This is a genomic window from Pseudomonas sp. KH_021, assembly GCF_057838865.1.
Genome location: NZ_CM174477.1, coordinates 5,739,839 through 5,758,445 on the forward strand (window position 1 = coordinate 5,739,839; position 18,607 = coordinate 5,758,445).

Here is an 18,607-nt window from a genome sequence, read left to right on the forward strand (position 1 = left end):
TCAGCGACCGCGAACGGCTTGCTCAAGCTCCGCGAAGCTTGGCCGATGCAGCGGGAACAGCACCTTGCGACCGAACTCCACTGCCAGCGACGGCGGCATGCCGGAAGCCGAAGCCACCAGCGAAGCCTTGATGGCCTCATAAACGTTCAGCTCTTCACGCGCATCATGACGCAGCGCGGTAGCCAGTGGCCCAAAAAAGCCATAGGCCGCCAGGATCCCGAAGAAGGTACCCACCAGCGCTGCGCCGACGTGCATGCCGATGGCCGCCTTGTCGCCATCGCCCAAGGAAGCCATGGTCACGACGATCCCCAGGACCGCCGCCACGATACCGAAACCGGGCATGCCGTCGGCGATACCGGTAATGGCGTGGGACGGATGCTCGAGTTCTTCCTTGAGGCTCAACAGTTCCATGTCGAACAGGCCTTCCAGCTCGTGTGGCGCCATGTTGCCGGACGACATAATGCGCAGATAGTCGCAAACGAACGCAATCATGCGCTCATCCTTCAGCACCGCCGGGTACTTGGCAAAAATAGGGCTGGCGGCGGCGTCTTCGATATCGGCCTCGATGGCCATCATACCTTCGCGCCGGCTCTTGTTAAGGATCTCGTAGATCAGCCCCAGCACCTCTATATAAAAGGTATGGCTGAAGCGTGAGCTGAACATGCTCAGCGATTTTTTGAAGACGTGCTTGGTCATGTGGCCGGGGTTGGCCTGCAGGAACGCACCCAGGGCCGCGCCGCCGATAATCATGACCTCAAAGGGCTGAATCAGAGCGGCAATCTTGCCGTGGGACAGTACATATCCGCCGAGCACACTCGCGAATACGACAATGATGCCGATAATTTTAGCCATGGATTAAGCGCACTTACTAAAGTCGTGGTCAGGGTCGTGAGCGAGCTGTAAAACTCTTCTTCTACTTATCGGCCGAACTGCGCCAGACTATAGTCACAAAAGGCGAAAAGCCAGTTCGGGTCCCTTGCAGAGCAGCCATCGAAACCATCGTGCCAACCCAGACTCCCAAAAACCTAGACGCCTGGCTCAAGTTACTCGACAGCGTCCGCCTCCCGGTCCCACGCGAAAGCTTTGAGCGGGTGCGCATGGCAATCAGCGACAGCCGCCGCTCGTTGCGAGACATTGCGCAGTTGATGCAACAGAGCCCTGCGCTGGCATTGAGCGTGTTGCGCGAAGCCAATCATCGTACGCATGGCAGCCTCGCCGAGCCTGCCGAAAACCTCGAGATCGCCCTCACTCGCTTGGGTCTTGCGCGCACCCAAGAGCTGCTGGAGCGCTTGCCAGTCGCCGATGCCGCGGACATTCCCCACGCCCTGCGCCACCTGCAGATGATCAGCCAGCACGCAACAGAACAGGCCAATGGCCTGTTTGCCAACCGACTGGCGCGGCTGTGGCAGGACATTCACTGGGGCAGCCTGTTGTTCCTGGCCCCAATGTGGCCACTGGCGCTGGCCGAACCTGATCTGGTCGAAGCCTGGGAGCTGCGAGTTATCCACAAGGGCGAATCGCCAGCCAAGGTCGAAATGGAGCTGTTCGGCATCCGCCTGTTGGCACTGTGCGAGGCACTGGCCGATATTTGGCGCCTGCCAGCCTGGGTCAGCCATGGCTATAAGGTGCTGCAACATGAACGTAATGGGCTGGTCAAGGCGCTGCACATCGCCCGTGACAACGATCACCCCTTGCGCCAGCAGCAATTGCTCGATGCCGACCCCGCCCTGCGTCGCTGGCTGAACCAGCCGCCCAATACGGTGCTGCTGGCCAATGGGCTGGCACTGGCTTCGCAACAAGGCTGGGACTGCCCGCATACGCTGCGCTGGGAGTTTCTGACCTGCCTGTTCCTGCAGATGCCGTTGGATGAACTACAACAGCAGGTTCACCAGCAAGCGGTGCAAAGCGCGCGCTTGCATGGCGGAGGCGACTTGGCCCACCCGGCCCTCACGCTGATCTGGCCATGGGCGACGCGCCATATCGGTCGCGCCTTGCAGCCAATGGCACCGCCTTCGGCCGAAGCGCTGGCCACCTGGCGCAAGATCTGCACCGAACTGCTGGTCGAGCCCAGCCGTTATGCCAATGCCTTGCACCTGACCACTCAGGCTCGCGATGCCTTGCAAGCGTGTGGCATGCAACGGGTCATGATGCTGATGGTCGATAAGACGCAAAGCCATCTGCGGGTCCATCAGGTTGCTGGGCTACCGGCTGGGGCAGCCGAGCAAAGCGTGGCGGTCAACCAGAACAAACTGATTCAGCGCCTGCTATCGCAGCCGGCGCAGATCCGACTGACCCCGGACAATTACGCGCAATTCGAACCGCTTCTGCCAAACGATATCGACACGCTGTTCAAGGGCGAACATCTGTTGTTGCGCTCGCTAAGCAGCAATGGCCGGGTGGTGATGGTGGTGATTGCCGACCAAGGCGGCCATCCATTTTCCGAAATCAGCGTCCAGGCATTCGGTAAAACTGCACAATGCATCGAGCGGGCCTTGGCCAGCTTCAGCAACCGCAGCCAATGATCCTTGCGCTACAATCGCGCCTCACTTTCCTTCTGGAGACCTGACATGTCTGTTTTCTCTGGCTTGCCCCTGGTGATCGAGCCTGTCGATCTGCAGGCTCGACTCAATGCTCCAGAATTGATCCTGGTCGACTTGACCAGCGTCACCAGCTATAGCGCTGAGCACATTCCCGGTGCCCGCTTCGTCGACCCCAAGCGCACCCAACTGGGCAAGCTACCTGCGCCGGGGCTACTGCCCACTCTGGCTGACCTGGAGCACCTATTCAGCGAACTGGGCCATAATCCCGACGCCGTCTACGTGGTCTATGACGACGAAGGCGGCGGCTGGGCCGGTCGTTTCATTTGGTTGCTGGATGTGATCGGTCATCAAGCCTATCACTACCTCAATGGCGGTCTGAAAGCCTGGAAAAGCGAAGGCCTTCTGAACACTGATGTTCCGGCGCCCCACGGCAAGCCCGTCCACCTGACACTGCAGGACGAGCCCACCGCCACCCGCGAATACCTGCAAAGTCGCCTGGGCGCTGCGGACCTCGCAATCTGGGATGCGCGCAGCCACCTGGAATACACCGGAGAGAAAGTCCTGGCCGCCAAGGGCGGGCACATCCCGGGCGCAGTGAATTTCGAGTGGACCAAAGGCATGGACACCGATCGCGCGTTGCGCATTCGCGCCGATATGCAGTCGGTGCTGAACAACCTGGGCGTCACCCCGGACAAAGAACTGATCACCCATTGCCAGAGCCACCACCGCTCAGGCTTTACCTACCTTGTGGCCAAGTCCCTCGGCTACCCCCGCGTCAAGGCGTATGCCGGATCCTGGGGCGAATGGGGCAACCACCCCGACACGCCAGTCGAAGTTTAAGGAAACCCGATGAAATCCCGTTTGTTCCTACTCAGCCAGTACCTGCTGCCTCATCAACTGCTGTCGCGTCTGGCTGGCTGCGTTGCCGAGTGCCGCGTGCGCTGGTTCAAGAATGCCTTGACCGCCTGGTTTGCCAAGCGCTATCAAGTCGACATGTCCCAGGCACAGGTCGAAGACCTGACCGCCTACGAGCACTTCAATGCCTTTTTCACCCGCGCCTTGAAACCTGGCGCCCGCCCACTGGACCCAACGCCCGGCGCAATCCTCTGCCCGGCCGACGGCGCTGTCAGCCAATTGGGGTCGATCGAACATGGCCGGCTGTTCCAGGCCAAGGGCCACAGCTTCAGCGCACTGGAGCTGCTGGGCGGTGACCCGGCCAATGCCGCGGCGTTCATGGGTGGCGAGTTCGCGACCATCTACCTGTCGCCCAAGGACTACCATCGGGTGCACATGCCCCTGGCAGGCACCCTGCGTGAAATGATCTATGTGCCGGGCCGGCTCTTTTCGGTCAACCAGACCACGGCTGAAAACGTGCCGGAGCTGTTCGCTCGCAACGAGCGCGTGGTCTGCCTGTTCGACACCGAACGCGGGCCGATGGCGGTGGTATTGGTTGGTGCAATGATCGTGGCCTCGGTCGAGACCGTCTGGGCCGGGCTGGTCACACCGCCCAAGCGCGAACTTAAAACCTTCCGTTACGACGAAAGCGCCCGCGCACCGATTCATCTGGAAAAAGGTGCGGAGCTTGGGCGTTTCAAACTGGGTTCGACAGCGATCGTGCTGTTTGGGCCGGAGCAGGTCAAATGGGCCCATCATCTGTCCGCGGGCGCCTCGGTAACCATGGGCCAAGGGATGGGCCTGCCTGCCGAGGACTTCGTCGCGCACGCTGAAAACGCTTAATGGCCCAGTGACTTCCGGTTACCGCTCGTCCGCCAACACGGCTAGTATGTGTCTTTCGCGCCTATGGGAAGGACGGACGGTAACCAGGAGTTTTCACCGGTGCGCTGGCTGCGCCTGCACGGCGCACACATGGGCATCGAGTTGATCGCCCCCACCGCTCAACCTTGCGGTTTGAAATGGATGCGTACCGACCAGCGTAGCCAGTACCTCAGGGGGTTGATGATTCCAGAGGTGGTGTCGCTGGACGAAGTGCCGACACTCACAGCTCCACGCCGTCGCGGTCCCTGAAGCCCAGCAGATAGAGGATGCCATCCAGGCCCAGGGTCGAGATCGCCTGCTTGGCAGACTGCTTGACCAGCGGTTTAGCCCGGAAGGCCACGCCCAGGCCTGCGATGGCCAGCATCGGCAAGTCGTTGGCGCCATCACCGACGGCGATGGTTTGCTCCAGTCGAAGCCCCTCGCGTGCTGCCAGCTCACCCAGCAAATCGGCCTTGCGTTGCGCGTCGACAATGGGCTCGATCGCAACACCTGTGACCTTGCCGTCCACCACTTCCAGCTCGTTGGCAAACACATAGTCGATGCCCAGCTTGGCTTGCAGCTGTTTGGCAAAGTAGGTGAAGCCACCGGACAGGATGGCGGTCTTGTAGCCCAGGCGCTTGAGCTCGGCGAACAGGGTCTCGGCGCCCTCGGTCAGGCGCAGCGAGGCTCCGATATCGTCAAGCACGTTGACGTCCAGGCCCTTGAGCAAGGCCAGGCGCTCCTTGAAACTGGCGCGAAAGTCGAGTTCACCGCGCATGGCGCGCTCGGTAATTTCCGAAACCTGCTCGCCAACGCCAGCGGCCTTGGCCAGTTCGTCGATGACCTCGGCCTCGATCAGGGTCGAATCCATGTCGAATACCGCCAGGCGGCGGTTGCGGCGGTACAGCGAATCCTGCTGGAAGGCGATATCAACGTTCAGTTCCTGGGCGACGCTGAGGAACTCGGCGCGCAGCGCCTGCGCGTCGGCCGGCTCACCGCGCACGGAAAACTCGATGCAGCCCTTGCTCTGCTCCACGGGCGCGTCCATCGATACACGACCGGACAGGCGGTCGATATGATCGATATTCAGGCCGTACTTGGCCGTGATCGAACTCACCCGATGCAATTGCTCGGCCGTGACTTTGCGCGTCAGCAGGGTGACGATATGGCGGGCCTTGCCCTGGCCGCTGACCCACTGGCGATAGTCTTCTTCGGAAACCGGCGTGAAGCGGACCTGCTGATTGAGCTCGTAGCCCGTGAACAGGATGTCTTTGAGCACCGCAGACCCCTGCCCGGTGCCGGGAATCTCGACCAGGATGCCAAACGACAAGGTGTCGTGAATCACCGCCTGACCGATATCCAGGATATTCACACCACCCTGGGCCAATACCCCGGTAATGGCAGCCGTCAGCCCCGGACGGTCTTCGCCGGTGATGTTTATCAGGACGATTTCGCGCAAGGCGCACCCCCATCGTGGAAAAAAACTGCATTCTACCCACTTTCCATGACCATCGGGCACCGTCGGTGCTTTGCCGGTCAAGGGTCGCTCGCTATACTGCGCAGCACCTTACCTCATAGAAAGAGCCGTGCTCAGTGAACCGGCATCAGCCCGTTAAAAACGATAACTTCTTCCTGATGATCTTTCGGGCCCTGCGGCATCGCCGCGTTCCGTTGGTTTTGCGTATTGCCTTCCACAACGTGTTTCTGGTCGCGCTGGCGTTGGTGATCTATGCCTGCGTGATGGCCCTGCAGTTCAAGCAGGCCATGCATGAGCAGGCTGACGCCCTGGGGCAGAGCCTGACCACGCAAACCGCGACCTCGGCCACTGAGCTGCTGGTGTCCAATGACATCCTCAGCCTCAATGTACTGCTGGGCAATCTGGTGAAGAACCCGCTGGTGGCTCATGCCGCCATCTACAGCGTAGACAGTCGGATCCTCGCCGAAGCCGGCCAACGTCCGAAGAACTCGCTGCTGGGAGAAACCCAGGGCTTGTATGAAACCAGGATTTCCTTCCAGGACGTGACCGCCGGCCAACTGCGCCTGAGCCTGGACATGACCCAGTTCCAGCAGCCGTTGACCATCAGCCTGCAGAGCATGGGCATTCTGGCCGCCATCCTGGTGATGCTGTCCCTGGCCTTGAGCCTGCGCCTGGGCCGTCACATCACCCTGCCGTTGCTGCAACTGCGAGTGTGGCTGCGCAATCTGGACGAACACACGCCTGCGACCCAGCGCCAGGATGAGATCGGCGACCTGGCCCGGCAACTGCACACCCAGTTCGCCCCGCCACCGCGTGAACCAGAGCCTGAAATAGAGACTGAAGAAGCGCTCGAGCAAGAGCCCGCCTTTACTGTGCGCAACCTGCGTGATCCCAGTTTTGACACATCGCCAACGGCTGCGAAACCAGCCTCTCGTGCCTTGACGGCACTGGACGATGAAGAGGACGGCGAAGACCCGTTTGCCGATCTGCGTGACGACGACGCTTCACCTGTCGTGCGCCCAGCCCAGCAGCCGGTTGCCCGAGAACCACAAGACAGCGCGGTACTGGCGGTGCAGCTGGGCTCGCAAGAGCAACTGCGCCGTTTGCCCCGCACGCGTCTGGCCGAATTGCAGGAGCGCTATCGCGATTGCCTGGAGCAAGCGGCTTCGTTGTATGAAAGCGAAGTTCATAACCTGAACGATGGCAGCACGCTGCTGCTGTTCCACAGCGCAGACAGTGGCGAGGACTACCTGACCAACGCCATCTGCTGCGGTGAACTGCTAAGAGCGCTGGGCCACGCCCTGCAAATTGAGGTCGCTGACAGCGGCATTACCCTGCAGCTGCAATTGGGCCTGACCCAAGGTGATGACCTTTACGGCCTGAGCCAGGTTGACCTGCTACTGACCGAGTCCGCGCAAAACGCTCTGGCCCTGTCCCAGCACAGCCGTAATCTGCTGCTGGTCGAGCGCCCCATCAGCGACGACCCGCTGATTCGACAGCGCGCCCGCATCCGCTCGATCGCAAGCCCCGAGGGGGCCTGCTGCGTCGAGCGGCTGATGGAGCCTTATCCATCGATGCTGGAGCGCCAACTGGCGCGCATGCACGAGACGCGGGTCAAGACCTGAATACCAGTCATTCGATCATCCGAGCGGTCAGTGTCGCCACGACATCGATGACCGCTCGCTCACGCTGATCAAGGATGTAGAGGCCTGCCACGCGCAGTTGCTCGCTGCTCAGGGACACTATCTGCAATACCCCGTTATCTCGAAGGGAGATCTGCAATTCGGTCTCCAACCCACTGATCACGGCGTCAGAGAGCGCTGGCAAATTGACAGGATCCGAGGGCATCGTGCACTCGTCCAGGTACTCCTGCGCCCTCTCCCATGGAGCCCGCGCCCTCTCAAACACGCCAGGGTCATTGGCTTGCAGAAAGCGCCGCCAACCTGGCCTTGCCGACATCCATGCCTGACGGGCCGGCAAAGTATCCTCGGCAAGGACCTGAGTAAAAGCCCGATCCAGCATGGTGGCTGAAACCTCGGCGATATCACCGAACAACATGTTCTGGACCGATTCAACGAAGGACAATCGCTCGGAAAGGTTAAGGCGGAAAAACAGTCGAATCTCGATATCGTCGATGTCGAATTGCGCCAGGCGCACATCATCGATGTCATCGACCGGGTCCAATGGAAACTGCGTCAGATCAAGCTCTTGATCCAACGCCCCACGACGCGCCAACCGTGCCTGGATGACACGGTCGGCCAACTCGGTAAGCCTGGCCCTGCGAAACAGCCCTCGGAACATGCCCGCCACTTGCTCCGATGATCGACTGACCGTCTGATGCACCTGAAGCTGAACTTCCATCTCGGAAAATGCCAATGCCCCCGTATCGCCACAGGTGGGCGGGTAATCTTCGGCGATCGAAAACATCTCCTGGCGCAGCGTTTCATCACCCGCGGCGGCATCAATCACTTGCCAGACCCGCTGATGAAGCACGGGCCGAGCCCGGGTGTAATCCGCCGAACGTGTCAGTCGCGCCAGCACATCAAAAAAGCCTCGTGCGTTCGGCTCCTCCTGCAGCAAGGCCCAGCGAGCGCTGGCTTGTGCATCCACACCGACCAGCCACGCACGGTCATTTGGCACGGCCCGCGGCGGCCCGATATCAACATTGACCGCTTGGACCCTTTCGAGCGCAGTAGCGCTCAAAGGGTTGTCTTCCATGCGAAACGCGTAAAGCGGCACTTCCCGGTCCAAGGTCGCCCAACGCAGGCCTGAGAGTTCCGGCACTTCCCGGATCAAGTTGCTCGACAATTCAATTTGGCGCAGCACAACATCGGGAAGGTCCATTAACTGATCTAACCCGTGCGGCCAATCAGAGATTTCAGTACTGGCAAGCCCCAACCCTCTGAGATGAACCATCTGGCTCACATCGGGAGCAAGATTCAAAGGGTTGTTATTCAATACGAGCATGCGCAAACCCGTGAAGTTCGCCAATTGCTCCACGCTTTGGGGGGTCAGGGTGATGGCATTGTCTTCAAGGAAAAGCTCGGTCAGAGGGAGCTCTCGCCACAAGGCTAGATGATCGGCCGTCAGGGTGATCCGATTGCTCGGCAGTTCAAGAATTTGCAGGCTACGCAACTCACCAATATGAGCAATGGCTTCATCCGTCAGGCGCATCTCGTTATTGGCCGCTCGCAATTCTCTGAGCCTGCTCAAAGGCCTCAATCGCTGAAACATCCTCGCGGAAGATTCCAGATTGTTTTCCGACAGATCCAGAGACACCAGATGAGTCAGCTGTGCAATATCTTCCGGAATCCATGAGAGCAAATTCGATTGCAACGATAGGTGCCTGATATTCGGAAATAGACGAAGGAAGCCTGTGATATCTCGAGAGCTGATTTGCATGTCGCCCATATACAGCTCGGTGACGTGATTGAAATTAGCCCTTAACGATGGAAATTCTCCCGCTACATGGCCGGAGAGATCCAGGCGAAAACCTCCCGCCCCTCCCACCCCCGTCGTTCGGCGATGCCAGCCGTTGAGCAGGGCATCGCGAATGTTGGCCCTGCCTACGGCGTGTTCATGCCTGGCTAGCTGACTTTCCTGAAAATCTAACCCGGCAAAATGCATTACGGCCGTGTTATCGACCCAATCCTCAAGGGTTTGTCGCAACAGGCGTAACTCGGTTTCCAGATGCAGCACGCCGGCTTCTGCAGTGCGAAAGCGCGAACCCAATGCCTCTTCGGTCGTTTGCAGTTGCTCCGCTGACAGGTCGGGGTAAAGTCGCGCCAACCGAGTGCGCACAGTCACCGGTGGCGTTGGCGGGCTTAACGGGTAACCGATACGCCCTCCCGCCAGGCGCATCGGCGATCTGAAGCGAGGCGCGGCGGGCTGTATGCCAAGTGAGCGAGCCACGGCTTCTCGTTGGCCTGCAGCCCCAACACCAGGCTTTGGCGGCCAGTTTTCCAATGCACGGTTTATACGAACTTCCCGACCCAATAGGTGGGCCTCCTGAGCCAAACGCAAAGGCACCCTGCCGCTTGCCTGCAGCACCCCAAGCTCTCGCGCACTGGCGCGGCTGAGAATTTCTTCAGCTACTCGCGCCGGCAGGGATGGAAAGTCACGAATCACAATGGCCGCCAATGGATCATTCGTGGTGTTTGACTGCTGGTAACGTGCTTCCAGCAATTGTGTGCGAGCCTGAGGCTCAAGCGTGCGCTCCCCCGGTGTCGCGTCGATGTCAGCGCGCAATCCGAAGCGCTCCAGGGTATCGCTTAGAAGTGAGGGTATCCGGCCATTTTCCAGATACGCCTGGCGTAGCTGTTGAACCGTCACACCACTGGCATCAAGAATCTGTTTACGGGTCTTCTCGCTAAAGCGCTCAGCTTTTGGGCCCAGGCGCTTGAGCAGGGTGCTTTCGCTCCAACCGGTCGGGTCTTCATGGGCAAACCACCAGATGCCTTGCGCATTGTGGTGCGGTGTCGGTGACCAAGCTTGTGCATTGGAGGGGTCTACGACCTTCCAGCGGTCCCCCGGTGCCTTGGCAACCTCGTAAAGGTGCTCATCCACGCGGATGAATAAACGATTGCCAATCGAATACTGGCCCAGAGGATTTGCAACAGCACCGTCCGGCAAGGTCAGAGCCTGGCGGTAAGGTCGCAGATCTGGAAACCACAAGAGCTGCCGGCCCCCAGGCGTAGTCACGGGTTCCAGGCTTCGGGCAAAGGGCCCCGAATGCACAGCCCCATCAACGACACCCTCAGTTTTCACATGAGCACCCGCCAAGGCGCCCATGATTATCAAGTTCTCGACCATCCCCATCAGGTAGTCCAACGCCTGATCGCTGTGCCCTTGCTCCCAGGATTCGACACCGTGGAAAAACTGACCCAGCAATTGTGAGGCCGCCACTGGCAACATCAACAAGCCAAGAACCGGCACAAAGGTGCCGATGGCATTCAACAGGTTTATGCCAATGTCGAGCCAGGACTCAAGGCGCTCAAGTCGCATGCGCGCATCAATGTCTTCGCTGCTGACCGCCAGAAACATCGCATCATTCATGATTCTCTGACGGTGGCGGTCGTATTGCGCATGAACCAGACAAGCCTTGAACTCCAGCGCTTCCAGCCTCACTGCGCGAGGGTCGACGGGACTTGGCTTCAGGCCTGCGGCGTGACTGACTTCGACATGATTGAATATCTGTTCGACCCTGCGCCAATACTCGGCCTGGTCCCGGTGGCTGAAGAAGCGGGCAAAAAAACGCTGGAACGGTTTATGCCGCAATTTTTTTATCAACCAGGAAAAAAACGCCTGCTGCGACTGGAAGCGCTGGATTGATGAGGGTTCGGCACCGGGCATATAGACGATGACGGGCTGGGTGCCATGCTCATCAGCCCCCTGGATCTTCAGCAGGATCACCTCATCCAGGTTCAGCCCCCATAACGACAGGCTCAGCGCCTGCCCTGAAAGATCAGCCTCGCTTTCGACCAGCGCTCGAAACTGGTGATGGTCTTGCGCATCGATCTGACCTTGCAAGAACGCCTGGAACAACTGCACGCGCCAGGTTGTTCGCAAATTTTTGACGAACAATGCCCTGTCGGCATTCTCAAACGCAGTAACGGGAGTTTTACGCCCAAAGGCGGGAGGGAATACCCACTCCACATGAGCCTGATACTGCCCGCCAAGGTCGAGCTCATGACACAGTCGGGCGAAATCGACAGCGTCGATAGGCAAAGCTTCGCCCCTGGCGTCGACCAGGCCACTGCCGGCGTCAAAGGCTTCATCTTTGCCAAAATTCTGCAATGCCGCTTCAAGCAAAGAGAGCTGCATGAACTTCAGGACGGGGCCTGGCTTGTTACTCCCAGCCCTGGAAGAGCGCACGACGTAGTGGAAGCGACTGGTGAGCAGGTCAGGTTCCAGTGCCAGTCGGGTTTTCAGGCGTTGAGCAAGCAGCGGCTTGGCGAAGCTGGCGGGACTTTGCCACACGCCCAATCGGGCGCGTAGTTGCACGGTGGTTGCCTGGCTTTCGGCGATCAGCCGACGCAGCATCTGACGCTGCGGTGGCGAAGCCTCTATCAACCATTGGGGCGCGCGACTGGCTATAAAACGACCATGGCGCCCAAGATCATCAACGCTCAGTGGGGACTGGATAAGTGAGGTAGGCATACAACTTCTCTCCTGCGCAATTGAGTGCACAGAAGAGCAGCTGAGATCGAGGTGCCGGTGTTAGTTATTCACAGGCCTGGGAGGCTTTTACGCTGTTAGAAGCGGAATACTTCCATGTCGGTGCGAATCGGGGAAGCCAGCGGGATCCTGGCTTTCTCCGCTTCTTTGCGCACTTGAACAGGCGCTGCTTTTTTCGGCTCTTCAGCGATGGCGGGCTGATTGGCCAGTGGCTTCAAGGCAGTCGTCAATTGCTCAGCCAGACGCTGCAGCAATACACCTTGGGCCTGGACTTGAGCTGCGGTTGTACCGGCATGCTTCTCCTCCAGGTGCACGATGCGATTGTCACGCACCTGCCCACGACGGTCGATCAAGCGCCATTGGGCGTCGAGAATGGCCGATTGGTCAGCACCTGAATCCAGGCGGGTGATCGACAGCAGCACTTGCACGTCTGGCGTGAAGCCCGCGGTTGCCGGTGCCAGTACCACGCGCTGGCTGTCCAGGCGCCAGGCCAGTTGGCGTACCAACAGTTGGTCGATATCGGACGACAGGCTACCGGCCCAGCGACCGTCAGTCGCTGCGGTCAGGCTGCCATCGGGTTGGCGTTGCAGCAGGGTCTCACGTTGCAGGTAGTCGGCAACGGAGACAGGGCCCAGTACGACGGCCATGCCCGCGCTTTGCTTGGGTTGCTCGGGCTTGCCGGCATCCAACTGATAAAGAGCGACTGGCTTGTGCATGCTGCAACCGGCCAGACCCAGGACGCCAGTCAGTAACAATACGAAAGGAAGGCGCAGAAAAGTCATCTTGTCATCCAGGCGGCAGCCACAAGGCGCGCCGCAGTGATACTCATGAATTCATTCGGGCACTCGGCTACGCCGGTGCCGCAAAGGCGCATATCATCCGTGAATATGCGCTCTGACTCCAGCGTTTGTGTGTCGATCATGAAGGAAAAATCGCGAAGAGCACCTCTAGCGTGCCCTATCCAGCGACTTCGACCGTCAGTCCGTCAACCCGCTGGAAGCCGCGTGGCAGTTTATTACCGCGCCGCCCACGCTCTCCCTTGTAATGCTCCAGGTCGTCGGCCTTAAGAGAAAGGGTACGCTTGCCCGCTTGCAATACAAGGGTGGCGCCATCCGGAATGACCGCCAGATCCGTGACGTACTCCTCACGGCTGGCCACTCGATCACCGGGAATGCCAATGATCTTGTTGCCCTTGCCTTTACCCAATTGCGGCAAATCGGAAATCTTGAAGATCAGCAGCCGCCCGTCGGTCGTGACCGCCGCCAGCCAATTGAGCTCTCGATCCGCGACAGGTCGCGGCGCCAGCACTTTCGCGCCATTGGGCAAACTCAGCAGGGCCTTGCCGGCCTTGTTCTTGGCCTGAAGGTCTTCACCCTTGACCACAAAGCCGTATCCGGCGTCGGATGCAATGACGTACAGCGCTTCGTCATCGGGCAACAGCACGCATTCGAACGATGCACCCGGTGGCGGCGCCAGACGACCGGTCAAGGGCTCACCCTGCCCGCGCGCCGATGGCAGCGTGTGAGCGGCCACCGAGTAACTGCGCCCGGTCGAGTCGATAAACACCGCGAACTGGTTGGAACGGCCGTTGGCCGCCGTCTTGTAGCCATCACCTGCTTTGTAGGAAAGCCCGGTAGCGTCGATGTCATGGCCCTTGGCACACCGTACCCAGCCCTTTTCGGACAGCACCACCGTCACAGGCTCAGTCGGCATCAGCTCGTTTTCGGACAGCGCCTTGGCTTCGGTACGGGCAATGATCGGCGAGCGGCGATCATCGCCATAGGTCTCGGCGTCCTTGATCAGTTCGCTGCGTACCAGCTTGCGCAGCTTGGATTCGCTGCCCAGCAAGGCGATAAGACGCGCCTGCTCCTTGGCCAGCTCGTCCTGTTCGTTGCGGATTTTCATCTCTTCAAGCCGTGCCAACTGGCGCAGGCGGGTATCGAGAATGTAATCGGCCTGGATATCGGTCAGGCCGAAGCGCTCCATCAGCACCGACTTGGGCTGCTCCTCAGTGCGAATGATGTGGATCACTTCATCGAGGTTGAGGAACGCGACCAGCAAACCCTCCAACAGGTGCAAGCGACGCTCGACCTTATCGAGACGGAACTGCAGGCGGCGACGCACCGTCTGGACCCGGAACTCCAGCCACTCAACCAACAAGGCGCGCAGGTTTTTCAGCTGCGGCCGGCCGTCCAGGCCAATGATGTTGATATTGACCCGATAGGTGGATTCAAGCTCCGTGGTAGCGAACAGATGTTGCATCAGTTCGTCCAGGTCGACCCGGTTGGAGCGGGCGATGATGACGATGCGGCAAGGGTTCTCGTGGTCGGACTCGTCGCGCAAGTCGGCAACCATCGGCAGCTTCTTGGCCTGCATCTGGGCGGCGATCTGCTCCAGCACCTTGGCGCCGGACACCTGATGCGGCAAGGCGGTGACAATGATGTCGCCGTCTTCAATGCGATACACGGCACGCATGCGCACCGAACCACGACCAGTCTCATAGATCTTCAGCAGATCGGCTCGTGGCGTGATGATTTCTGCTTCGGTCGGGTAGTCCGGGCCCTGGATGTGCTCGCACAGCTGCTCGACGGTTGCCTTGGGCTCATCGAGCAGGCGCACGCACGCGCTGGCAACTTCGCGCAGATTGTGGGGTGGCACGTCGGTGGCCATGCCCACGGCGATGCCGGTGGTGCCATTGAGCAGGATATTCGGCAAACGAGCCGGCAAAACAGCGGGTTCGTCCAGGGTACCGTCGAAGTTTGGTACCCAATCCGCAGTGCCCTGCCCCAACTCAGTGAGCAGCACTTCGGAATAGCGCGACAGTCGCGCCTCGGTGTAGCGCATGGCCGCAAAAGACTTGGGATCGTCCGGCGCACCCCAGTTGCCCTGGCCGTCGACCAGGGTGTAACGATAACTGAAGGGCTGGGCCATCAGCACCATGGCCTCATAGCAGGCCGAATCGCCATGGGGGTGGAATTTACCCAGCACATCACCGACGGTACGCGCCGATTTCTTGTGCTTGGAATCGGCATCCAGCCCCAACTCGCTCATGGCATAGACGATGCGTCGCTGCACCGGCTTCAGGCCATCACCGATATGCGGCAAGGCGCGGTCCATGATCACGTACATGGAGTAGTTGAGGTAGGCCTGTTCGGTGAAGTCAGCAAGGGAGCGGCGTTCTACGCCGTCGAGGCTGAGATCAAGGGAGTCGCTCATGCGGGCCTCTTCATTTCAAAGTCTGACGCAGCAGCAAGTTGCCACCGCGCTGGGTAAATTCAAGTTGTTTCAACGCGCTCATGCCCAACAGCACTTGCTCGCCGGGCAACCCCGGGGCGACAAGGGCGCGGACATTACGCAAAACGATATCGCCCAACTGCACCTCGGCCAGTTGGGTACGGTAGCCTTGGCTTCGGCCATTGGCCGTGCTCAGGGTCACCGGCGCCCCGCGTTCCAGGCCCATCTTGCGGGCAACCGATTCGGGGATGGCCACATCGGTGGCGCCGGTATCGAGCAGGAACTGCACAGGCTCGCCATTGATACGGCCATCGGCGACAAAGTGTCCCTGGCCATTACTGGCTAGCTGGATTTCGATAAAACCGTCGCCGTGTTGCGAGCTGACAACCGTATTAGGGTTTTCCTGGCGCTGCTCCCACTCCCCGAAAAAACGCGTGGCCAGAAACATTCCGGCGCCCCAGGCCAGCACCAACAGAACCCTGCCGGCACGTTTTCCGGGTGGCTGACGGCTCATGACTTGGCACTCCAACCACCCTTGGGTGCTTCGAATCGCCAGACAATGGAGCGCATCTCGCCATCATGGCGAGGCCTGCCATTGGTGTCCTGGCCGATCCAGGCCCCCTGGGCATCAATCACCAGTGCCTCGGCAAGGCCGAATTTCTGTGAATAACGGCGCGTTTCATCGCCCAGCGCTCCAGTGGCATAGGACCAGCAGCGCTCAACCACGGCCGTTGACGCATCACGTCGACAGATCTGGAAAGCGTTGCGCTCAAGGGTAAAAAGTTTGCCATTAAACAGCGCAATATCAGCGAAATCTCGCGAGATCTCAGCAGGATTGTCGAATTGCGCAGGTTGCATGTCGGTCCCGGCCTGGCTCATCAGCACGCACGCCCCCTTGCAGTTCCAGACTGTCTGCTGTCGTTCAATGGCCAGCAACCCGCGCCGCTCGCGCTCGGCCGCCAGCCAAAGACGATCGCCGGCCGGGTTAATAGCCAAGCCTTCGAACAAGGCGTTGAAATGCAGCAACATGCCACTACCACGCGCCTGGCGCACCAGGTTCGGGGAGATTTTCAGCCAGTTCGGCTCACCTGTCACCGGCACCTGCAGCACCGCCGCATGGGCCTCGCTGACAATGTATCGGTTACCTGCAGCATCGCAGCTGATGCCCTCGAAATCCAGGTCTCCACCGCGAATGAACGATGCCGCCCAAGTGCGCGAACGCAAGCCCCAGGGCAGCCCGCTGTCCGGTACCGGAGGAACATTAATTTCAACCGATAGCGCCTGCCAGACCGGAGCACGTCTATCCAGGCGATAGAGACGATCATCGTCACGATCTGAAACCGTCCACAGGTCCTTGCCACACAGGGCGAGCCCGGAAAGATTGCCGCCGTGCAGCCCTTCGACAGGATGCTCGGACAGCAACTTGAGCTCCGGCCAGGGCTCGGCCCAGGCACTCGAGGCGATCAGCAGCAACAGGGCTGCCAACGCATGCCGCATCAGGTCAGGACCTCGGCCAGGTTACCCTTGGACTCCAGCCAGCTCTTGCGATCGCCTGCGCGTTTTTTCGCCAGCAACATGTCCATCATTTCAGACGCCACCGCGAAATCGTCCAGCGTCAGCTGCACCAGGCGACGGGTGTTCGGGTCCATGGTGGTTTCGCGCAATTGCGGCGGGTTCATCTCGCCCAGGCCTTTGAAGCGGGTGACCTGCGGTTTGCCGCGCTTCTTCTCAGCCACCAGGCGATCCAGAATGCCATCTCGCTCGGCTTCGTCCAGGGCGTAGTAGATTTCCTTGCCCAGGTCGATCCGGTACAGCGGTGGCATGGCCACATAGACGTGACCGGCATCCACCAAGGGACGGAAATGCTGCACGAACAAGGCGCAGAGCAAGGTTGCGATGTGCAAGCCGTCGGAGTCGGCATCGGCCAGGATGCAGATTTTGCCGTAACGCAACTGGCTAAGGTCCGCGGAGCCTGGGTCAATGCCGATGGCCACGGCAATGTTGTGGACTTCCTGGCTGGCCAATACTTCGCTGCCGTCCACTTCCCAGGTGTTGAGGATCTTGCCACGCAGCGGCAGGATCGCCTGGAACTCCTTGTCGCGGGCCTGCTTGGCAGAGCCACCGGCGGAGTCGCCTTCGACCAGGAACAGTTCGGCGCGCATAGGGTCTTGCCCGGCACAATCGGCCAGCTTGCCCGGCAACGCTGGCCCCTGGGTAATGCGCTTGCGCTCGACTTTCTTGCTGGCCTTGAGGCGGCGCCCGGCGTTGCTGATGGCCAGCTCCGCCAGTTGCATGCCCATTTCGGGATGGGCGTTGAGATAGAGGCTGAAGGCATCCTTGACCACACCGGAAACGAACGCTGCCGCTTCACGGGACGACAAACGCTCCTTGGTCTGGCCGGAAAACTGCGGGTCCTGCATTTTCATCGAGAGCACAAAGGCAATGCGCTCCCAGATATCCTCAGGCGCCAGCTTCAGGCCACGCGGTAGCAAATTGCGGAACTCGCAGAACTCGCGCATGGCATCGAGCAGGCCCTGGCGCAAACCGTTGACGTGCGTGCCGCCCTGCGCGGTCGGGATCAGGTTGACGTAGCTTTCCTGGACACTGTCGCCACCCTCGGGCAACCACAGCAGCGCCCAGTCAACGGCTTCTTTGTTGCCTGCCAGGCTCGCGCAGAACGGCTCCTCCGGCAGCCTGGCGAATTCGCTGACCGCGTCTTCCAGATAGGAGCGCAGGCCATCTTCATAGTGCCACTCGACCTTCTCGCCCGTGCCCTTGTCTTCGAAACTGACCAACAGCCCCGGGCACAGCACTGCCTTGGCCTTGAGCACATGCTTGAGGCGGCTGACAGAGAATTTGGGAGAATCGAAATACTTCGGGTCCGGGGAGAAATAGACACTGGTGCCGGTGTTGCGCTTGCCCACCGAGCCGACCACTTCAAGGTCGGTGGACTTGTAACCATCGGCGAAGGTCATCTGGTATTCGTTGCCGTCGCGCTTGACCTTGACCCGCACCAGGGTCGACAAGGCGTTGACCACCGAAATACCGACGCCGTGCAGGCCACCGGAAAACTGGTAGTTCTTGTTGGAGAACTTGCCACCCGCGTGGAGCTTGGTGAGGATCAGTTCGACACCCGACACGCCTTCTTCGGGGTGAATGTCCACTGGCATGCCGCGACCATCATCGGTCACTTCCAGGGAATGATCGGCATGCAGGATCACCGCAACCGACTTGGCATGCCCGGCCAGTGCTTCGTCGACACTGTTGTCGATGACTTCCTGGGCAAGGTGGTTCGGCCGGCTGGTGTCGGTGTACATGCCCGGTCGCTTGCGAACCGGGTCGAGGCCCGAGAGGACTTCGATGGCGTCTGCGTTATAAGAGCTAGCGCTGGGATTGGCCATGGGTTCTCGTCGTCAGTCGTTCG

13 protein-coding genes are annotated in these 18,607 nt (G+C 60.0%); 5 read left to right on the plus strand and 8 right to left on the minus strand.

What is annotated here, in order from left to right:
* Window positions 1-852: a flagellar motor stator protein MotA gene (gene motA / locus AC3IX4_RS26480; protein WP_489258252.1), complete on the minus strand. Its 852-nt coding sequence runs from the start codon at window positions 850-852 to the stop codon at window positions 1-3.
* Between the two features lie 149 nt (window positions 853-1,001).
* Here motA and AC3IX4_RS26485 point away from each other — a divergent pair, with 149 nt between their 5' ends.
* The 4 genes from AC3IX4_RS26485 to AC3IX4_RS26500 all read left to right on the plus strand — a co-directional run bounded on the left by AC3IX4_RS26485 (window position 1,002) and on the right by AC3IX4_RS26500 (window position 4,565).
* Window positions 1,002-2,522 (plus strand): HDOD domain-containing protein, encoded by a 1,521-nt coding sequence (locus AC3IX4_RS26485; RefSeq protein ID WP_489258253.1) that lies wholly within the window; start codon window positions 1,002-1,004, stop codon window positions 2,520-2,522.
* Window positions 2,523-2,567: 45 nt separating this feature from the next.
* Complete coding sequence (locus AC3IX4_RS26490; protein WP_489258254.1) at window positions 2,568-3,380, plus strand: rhodanese-like domain-containing protein; 813 nt, start codon at window positions 2,568-2,570, stop codon at window positions 3,378-3,380.
* 9 nt (window positions 3,381-3,389) lie between these two features.
* The gene (gene asd, locus AC3IX4_RS26495; protein ID WP_489258255.1) at window positions 3,390-4,277 is read left to right on the plus strand and encodes an archaetidylserine decarboxylase; all 888 of its coding nucleotides are present in this window, start codon (window positions 3,390-3,392) and stop codon (window positions 4,275-4,277) included.
* Between the two features lie 99 nt (window positions 4,278-4,376).
* Window positions 4,377-4,565: a hypothetical protein gene (locus AC3IX4_RS26500; protein ID WP_489258256.1), complete on the plus strand. Its 189-nt coding sequence runs from the start codon at window positions 4,377-4,379 to the stop codon at window positions 4,563-4,565.
* Here AC3IX4_RS26500 and serB read toward each other — a convergent pair.
* Window positions 4,537-5,754, minus strand: coding sequence for a phosphoserine phosphatase SerB (gene serB / locus AC3IX4_RS26505; protein WP_489258257.1), 1,218 nt, complete (start codon window positions 5,752-5,754; stop codon window positions 4,537-4,539). The two genes, AC3IX4_RS26500 and serB, sit on opposite strands and share 29 nt — an antisense overlap.
* A gap of 134 nt (window positions 5,755-5,888) precedes the next feature.
* Here serB and AC3IX4_RS26510 point away from each other — a divergent pair, with 134 nt between their 5' ends.
* Window positions 5,889-7,397 carry a histidine kinase gene (locus AC3IX4_RS26510; protein ID WP_489258258.1) on the plus strand — a complete coding sequence of 503 codons (1,509 nt, stop codon included), beginning with the start codon at window positions 5,889-5,891 and terminating at the stop codon, window positions 7,395-7,397.
* A 7-nt stretch (window positions 7,398-7,404) separates the two neighbouring features.
* Here AC3IX4_RS26510 and AC3IX4_RS26515 read toward each other — a convergent pair whose 3' ends face one another.
* The 6 genes from AC3IX4_RS26515 to parE form a co-directional block, all read right to left on the minus strand.
* The gene (locus tag AC3IX4_RS26515) at window positions 7,405-11,931 is read right to left on the minus strand and encodes an NEL-type E3 ubiquitin ligase domain-containing protein (protein WP_489258259.1); all 4,527 of its coding nucleotides are present in this window, start codon (window positions 11,929-11,931) and stop codon (window positions 7,405-7,407) included.
* A gap of 95 nt (window positions 11,932-12,026) precedes the next feature.
* Complete coding sequence (locus AC3IX4_RS26520; protein ID WP_489258260.1) at window positions 12,027-12,731, minus strand: PqiC family protein; 705 nt, start codon at window positions 12,729-12,731, stop codon at window positions 12,027-12,029.
* 175 nt (window positions 12,732-12,906) lie between these two features.
* Complete coding sequence (gene parC, locus AC3IX4_RS26525; protein ID WP_489258261.1) at window positions 12,907-15,165, minus strand: DNA topoisomerase IV subunit A; 2,259 nt, start codon at window positions 15,163-15,165, stop codon at window positions 12,907-12,909.
* Window positions 15,166-15,175: 10 nt separating this feature from the next.
* A complete protein-coding gene (locus tag AC3IX4_RS26530; protein ID WP_489258262.1) occupies window positions 15,176-15,697 on the minus strand; it encodes a retropepsin-like aspartic protease family protein in 522 nt (173 codons plus the stop codon).
* Window positions 15,694-16,680 carry an esterase-like activity of phytase family protein gene (locus AC3IX4_RS26535; protein WP_489258263.1) on the minus strand — a complete coding sequence of 329 codons (987 nt, stop codon included), beginning with the start codon at window positions 16,678-16,680 and terminating at the stop codon, window positions 15,694-15,696. Before AC3IX4_RS26535 ends, AC3IX4_RS26530 begins: the two co-directional genes overlap by 4 nt.
* Window positions 16,680-18,584 carry a DNA topoisomerase IV subunit B gene (parE, locus tag AC3IX4_RS26540; protein WP_489258264.1) on the minus strand — a complete coding sequence of 635 codons (1,905 nt, stop codon included), beginning with the start codon at window positions 18,582-18,584 and terminating at the stop codon, window positions 16,680-16,682. The genes AC3IX4_RS26535 and parE overlap by 1 nt, the downstream gene beginning before the upstream one ends.
* Window positions 18,585-18,607: the final 23 nt, after the last annotated feature.

Coding starts and splice junctions, on each gene's coding strand:
- parE (WP_489258264.1), bottom strand. CDS start 18,584: ATGGCCAATCCCAGCGCTAGCTCTTATAACGCAGACGCCATCGAAGTC.
- parC (WP_489258261.1), bottom strand. CDS start 15,165: ATGAGCGACTCCCTTGATCTCAGCCTCGACGGCGTAGAACGCCGCTCC.
- AC3IX4_RS26520 (WP_489258260.1), bottom strand. CDS start 12,731: ATGACTTTTCTGCGCCTTCCTTTCGTATTGTTACTGACTGGCGTCCTG.
- AC3IX4_RS26515 (WP_489258259.1), bottom strand. CDS start 11,931: ATGCCTACCTCACTTATCCAGTCCCCACTGAGCGTTGATGATCTTGGG.
- AC3IX4_RS26530 (WP_489258262.1), bottom strand. CDS start 15,697: ATGAGCCGTCAGCCACCCGGAAAACGTGCCGGCAGGGTTCTGTTGGTG.
- motA (WP_489258252.1), bottom strand. CDS start 852: ATGGCTAAAATTATCGGCATCATTGTCGTATTCGCGAGTGTGCTCGGC.
- AC3IX4_RS26535 (WP_489258263.1), bottom strand. CDS start 16,680: ATGCGGCATGCGTTGGCAGCCCTGTTGCTGCTGATCGCCTCGAGTGCC.
- asd (WP_489258255.1), top strand. CDS start 3,390: ATGAAATCCCGTTTGTTCCTACTCAGCCAGTACCTGCTGCCTCATCAA.
- AC3IX4_RS26490 (WP_489258254.1), top strand. CDS start 2,568: ATGTCTGTTTTCTCTGGCTTGCCCCTGGTGATCGAGCCTGTCGATCTG.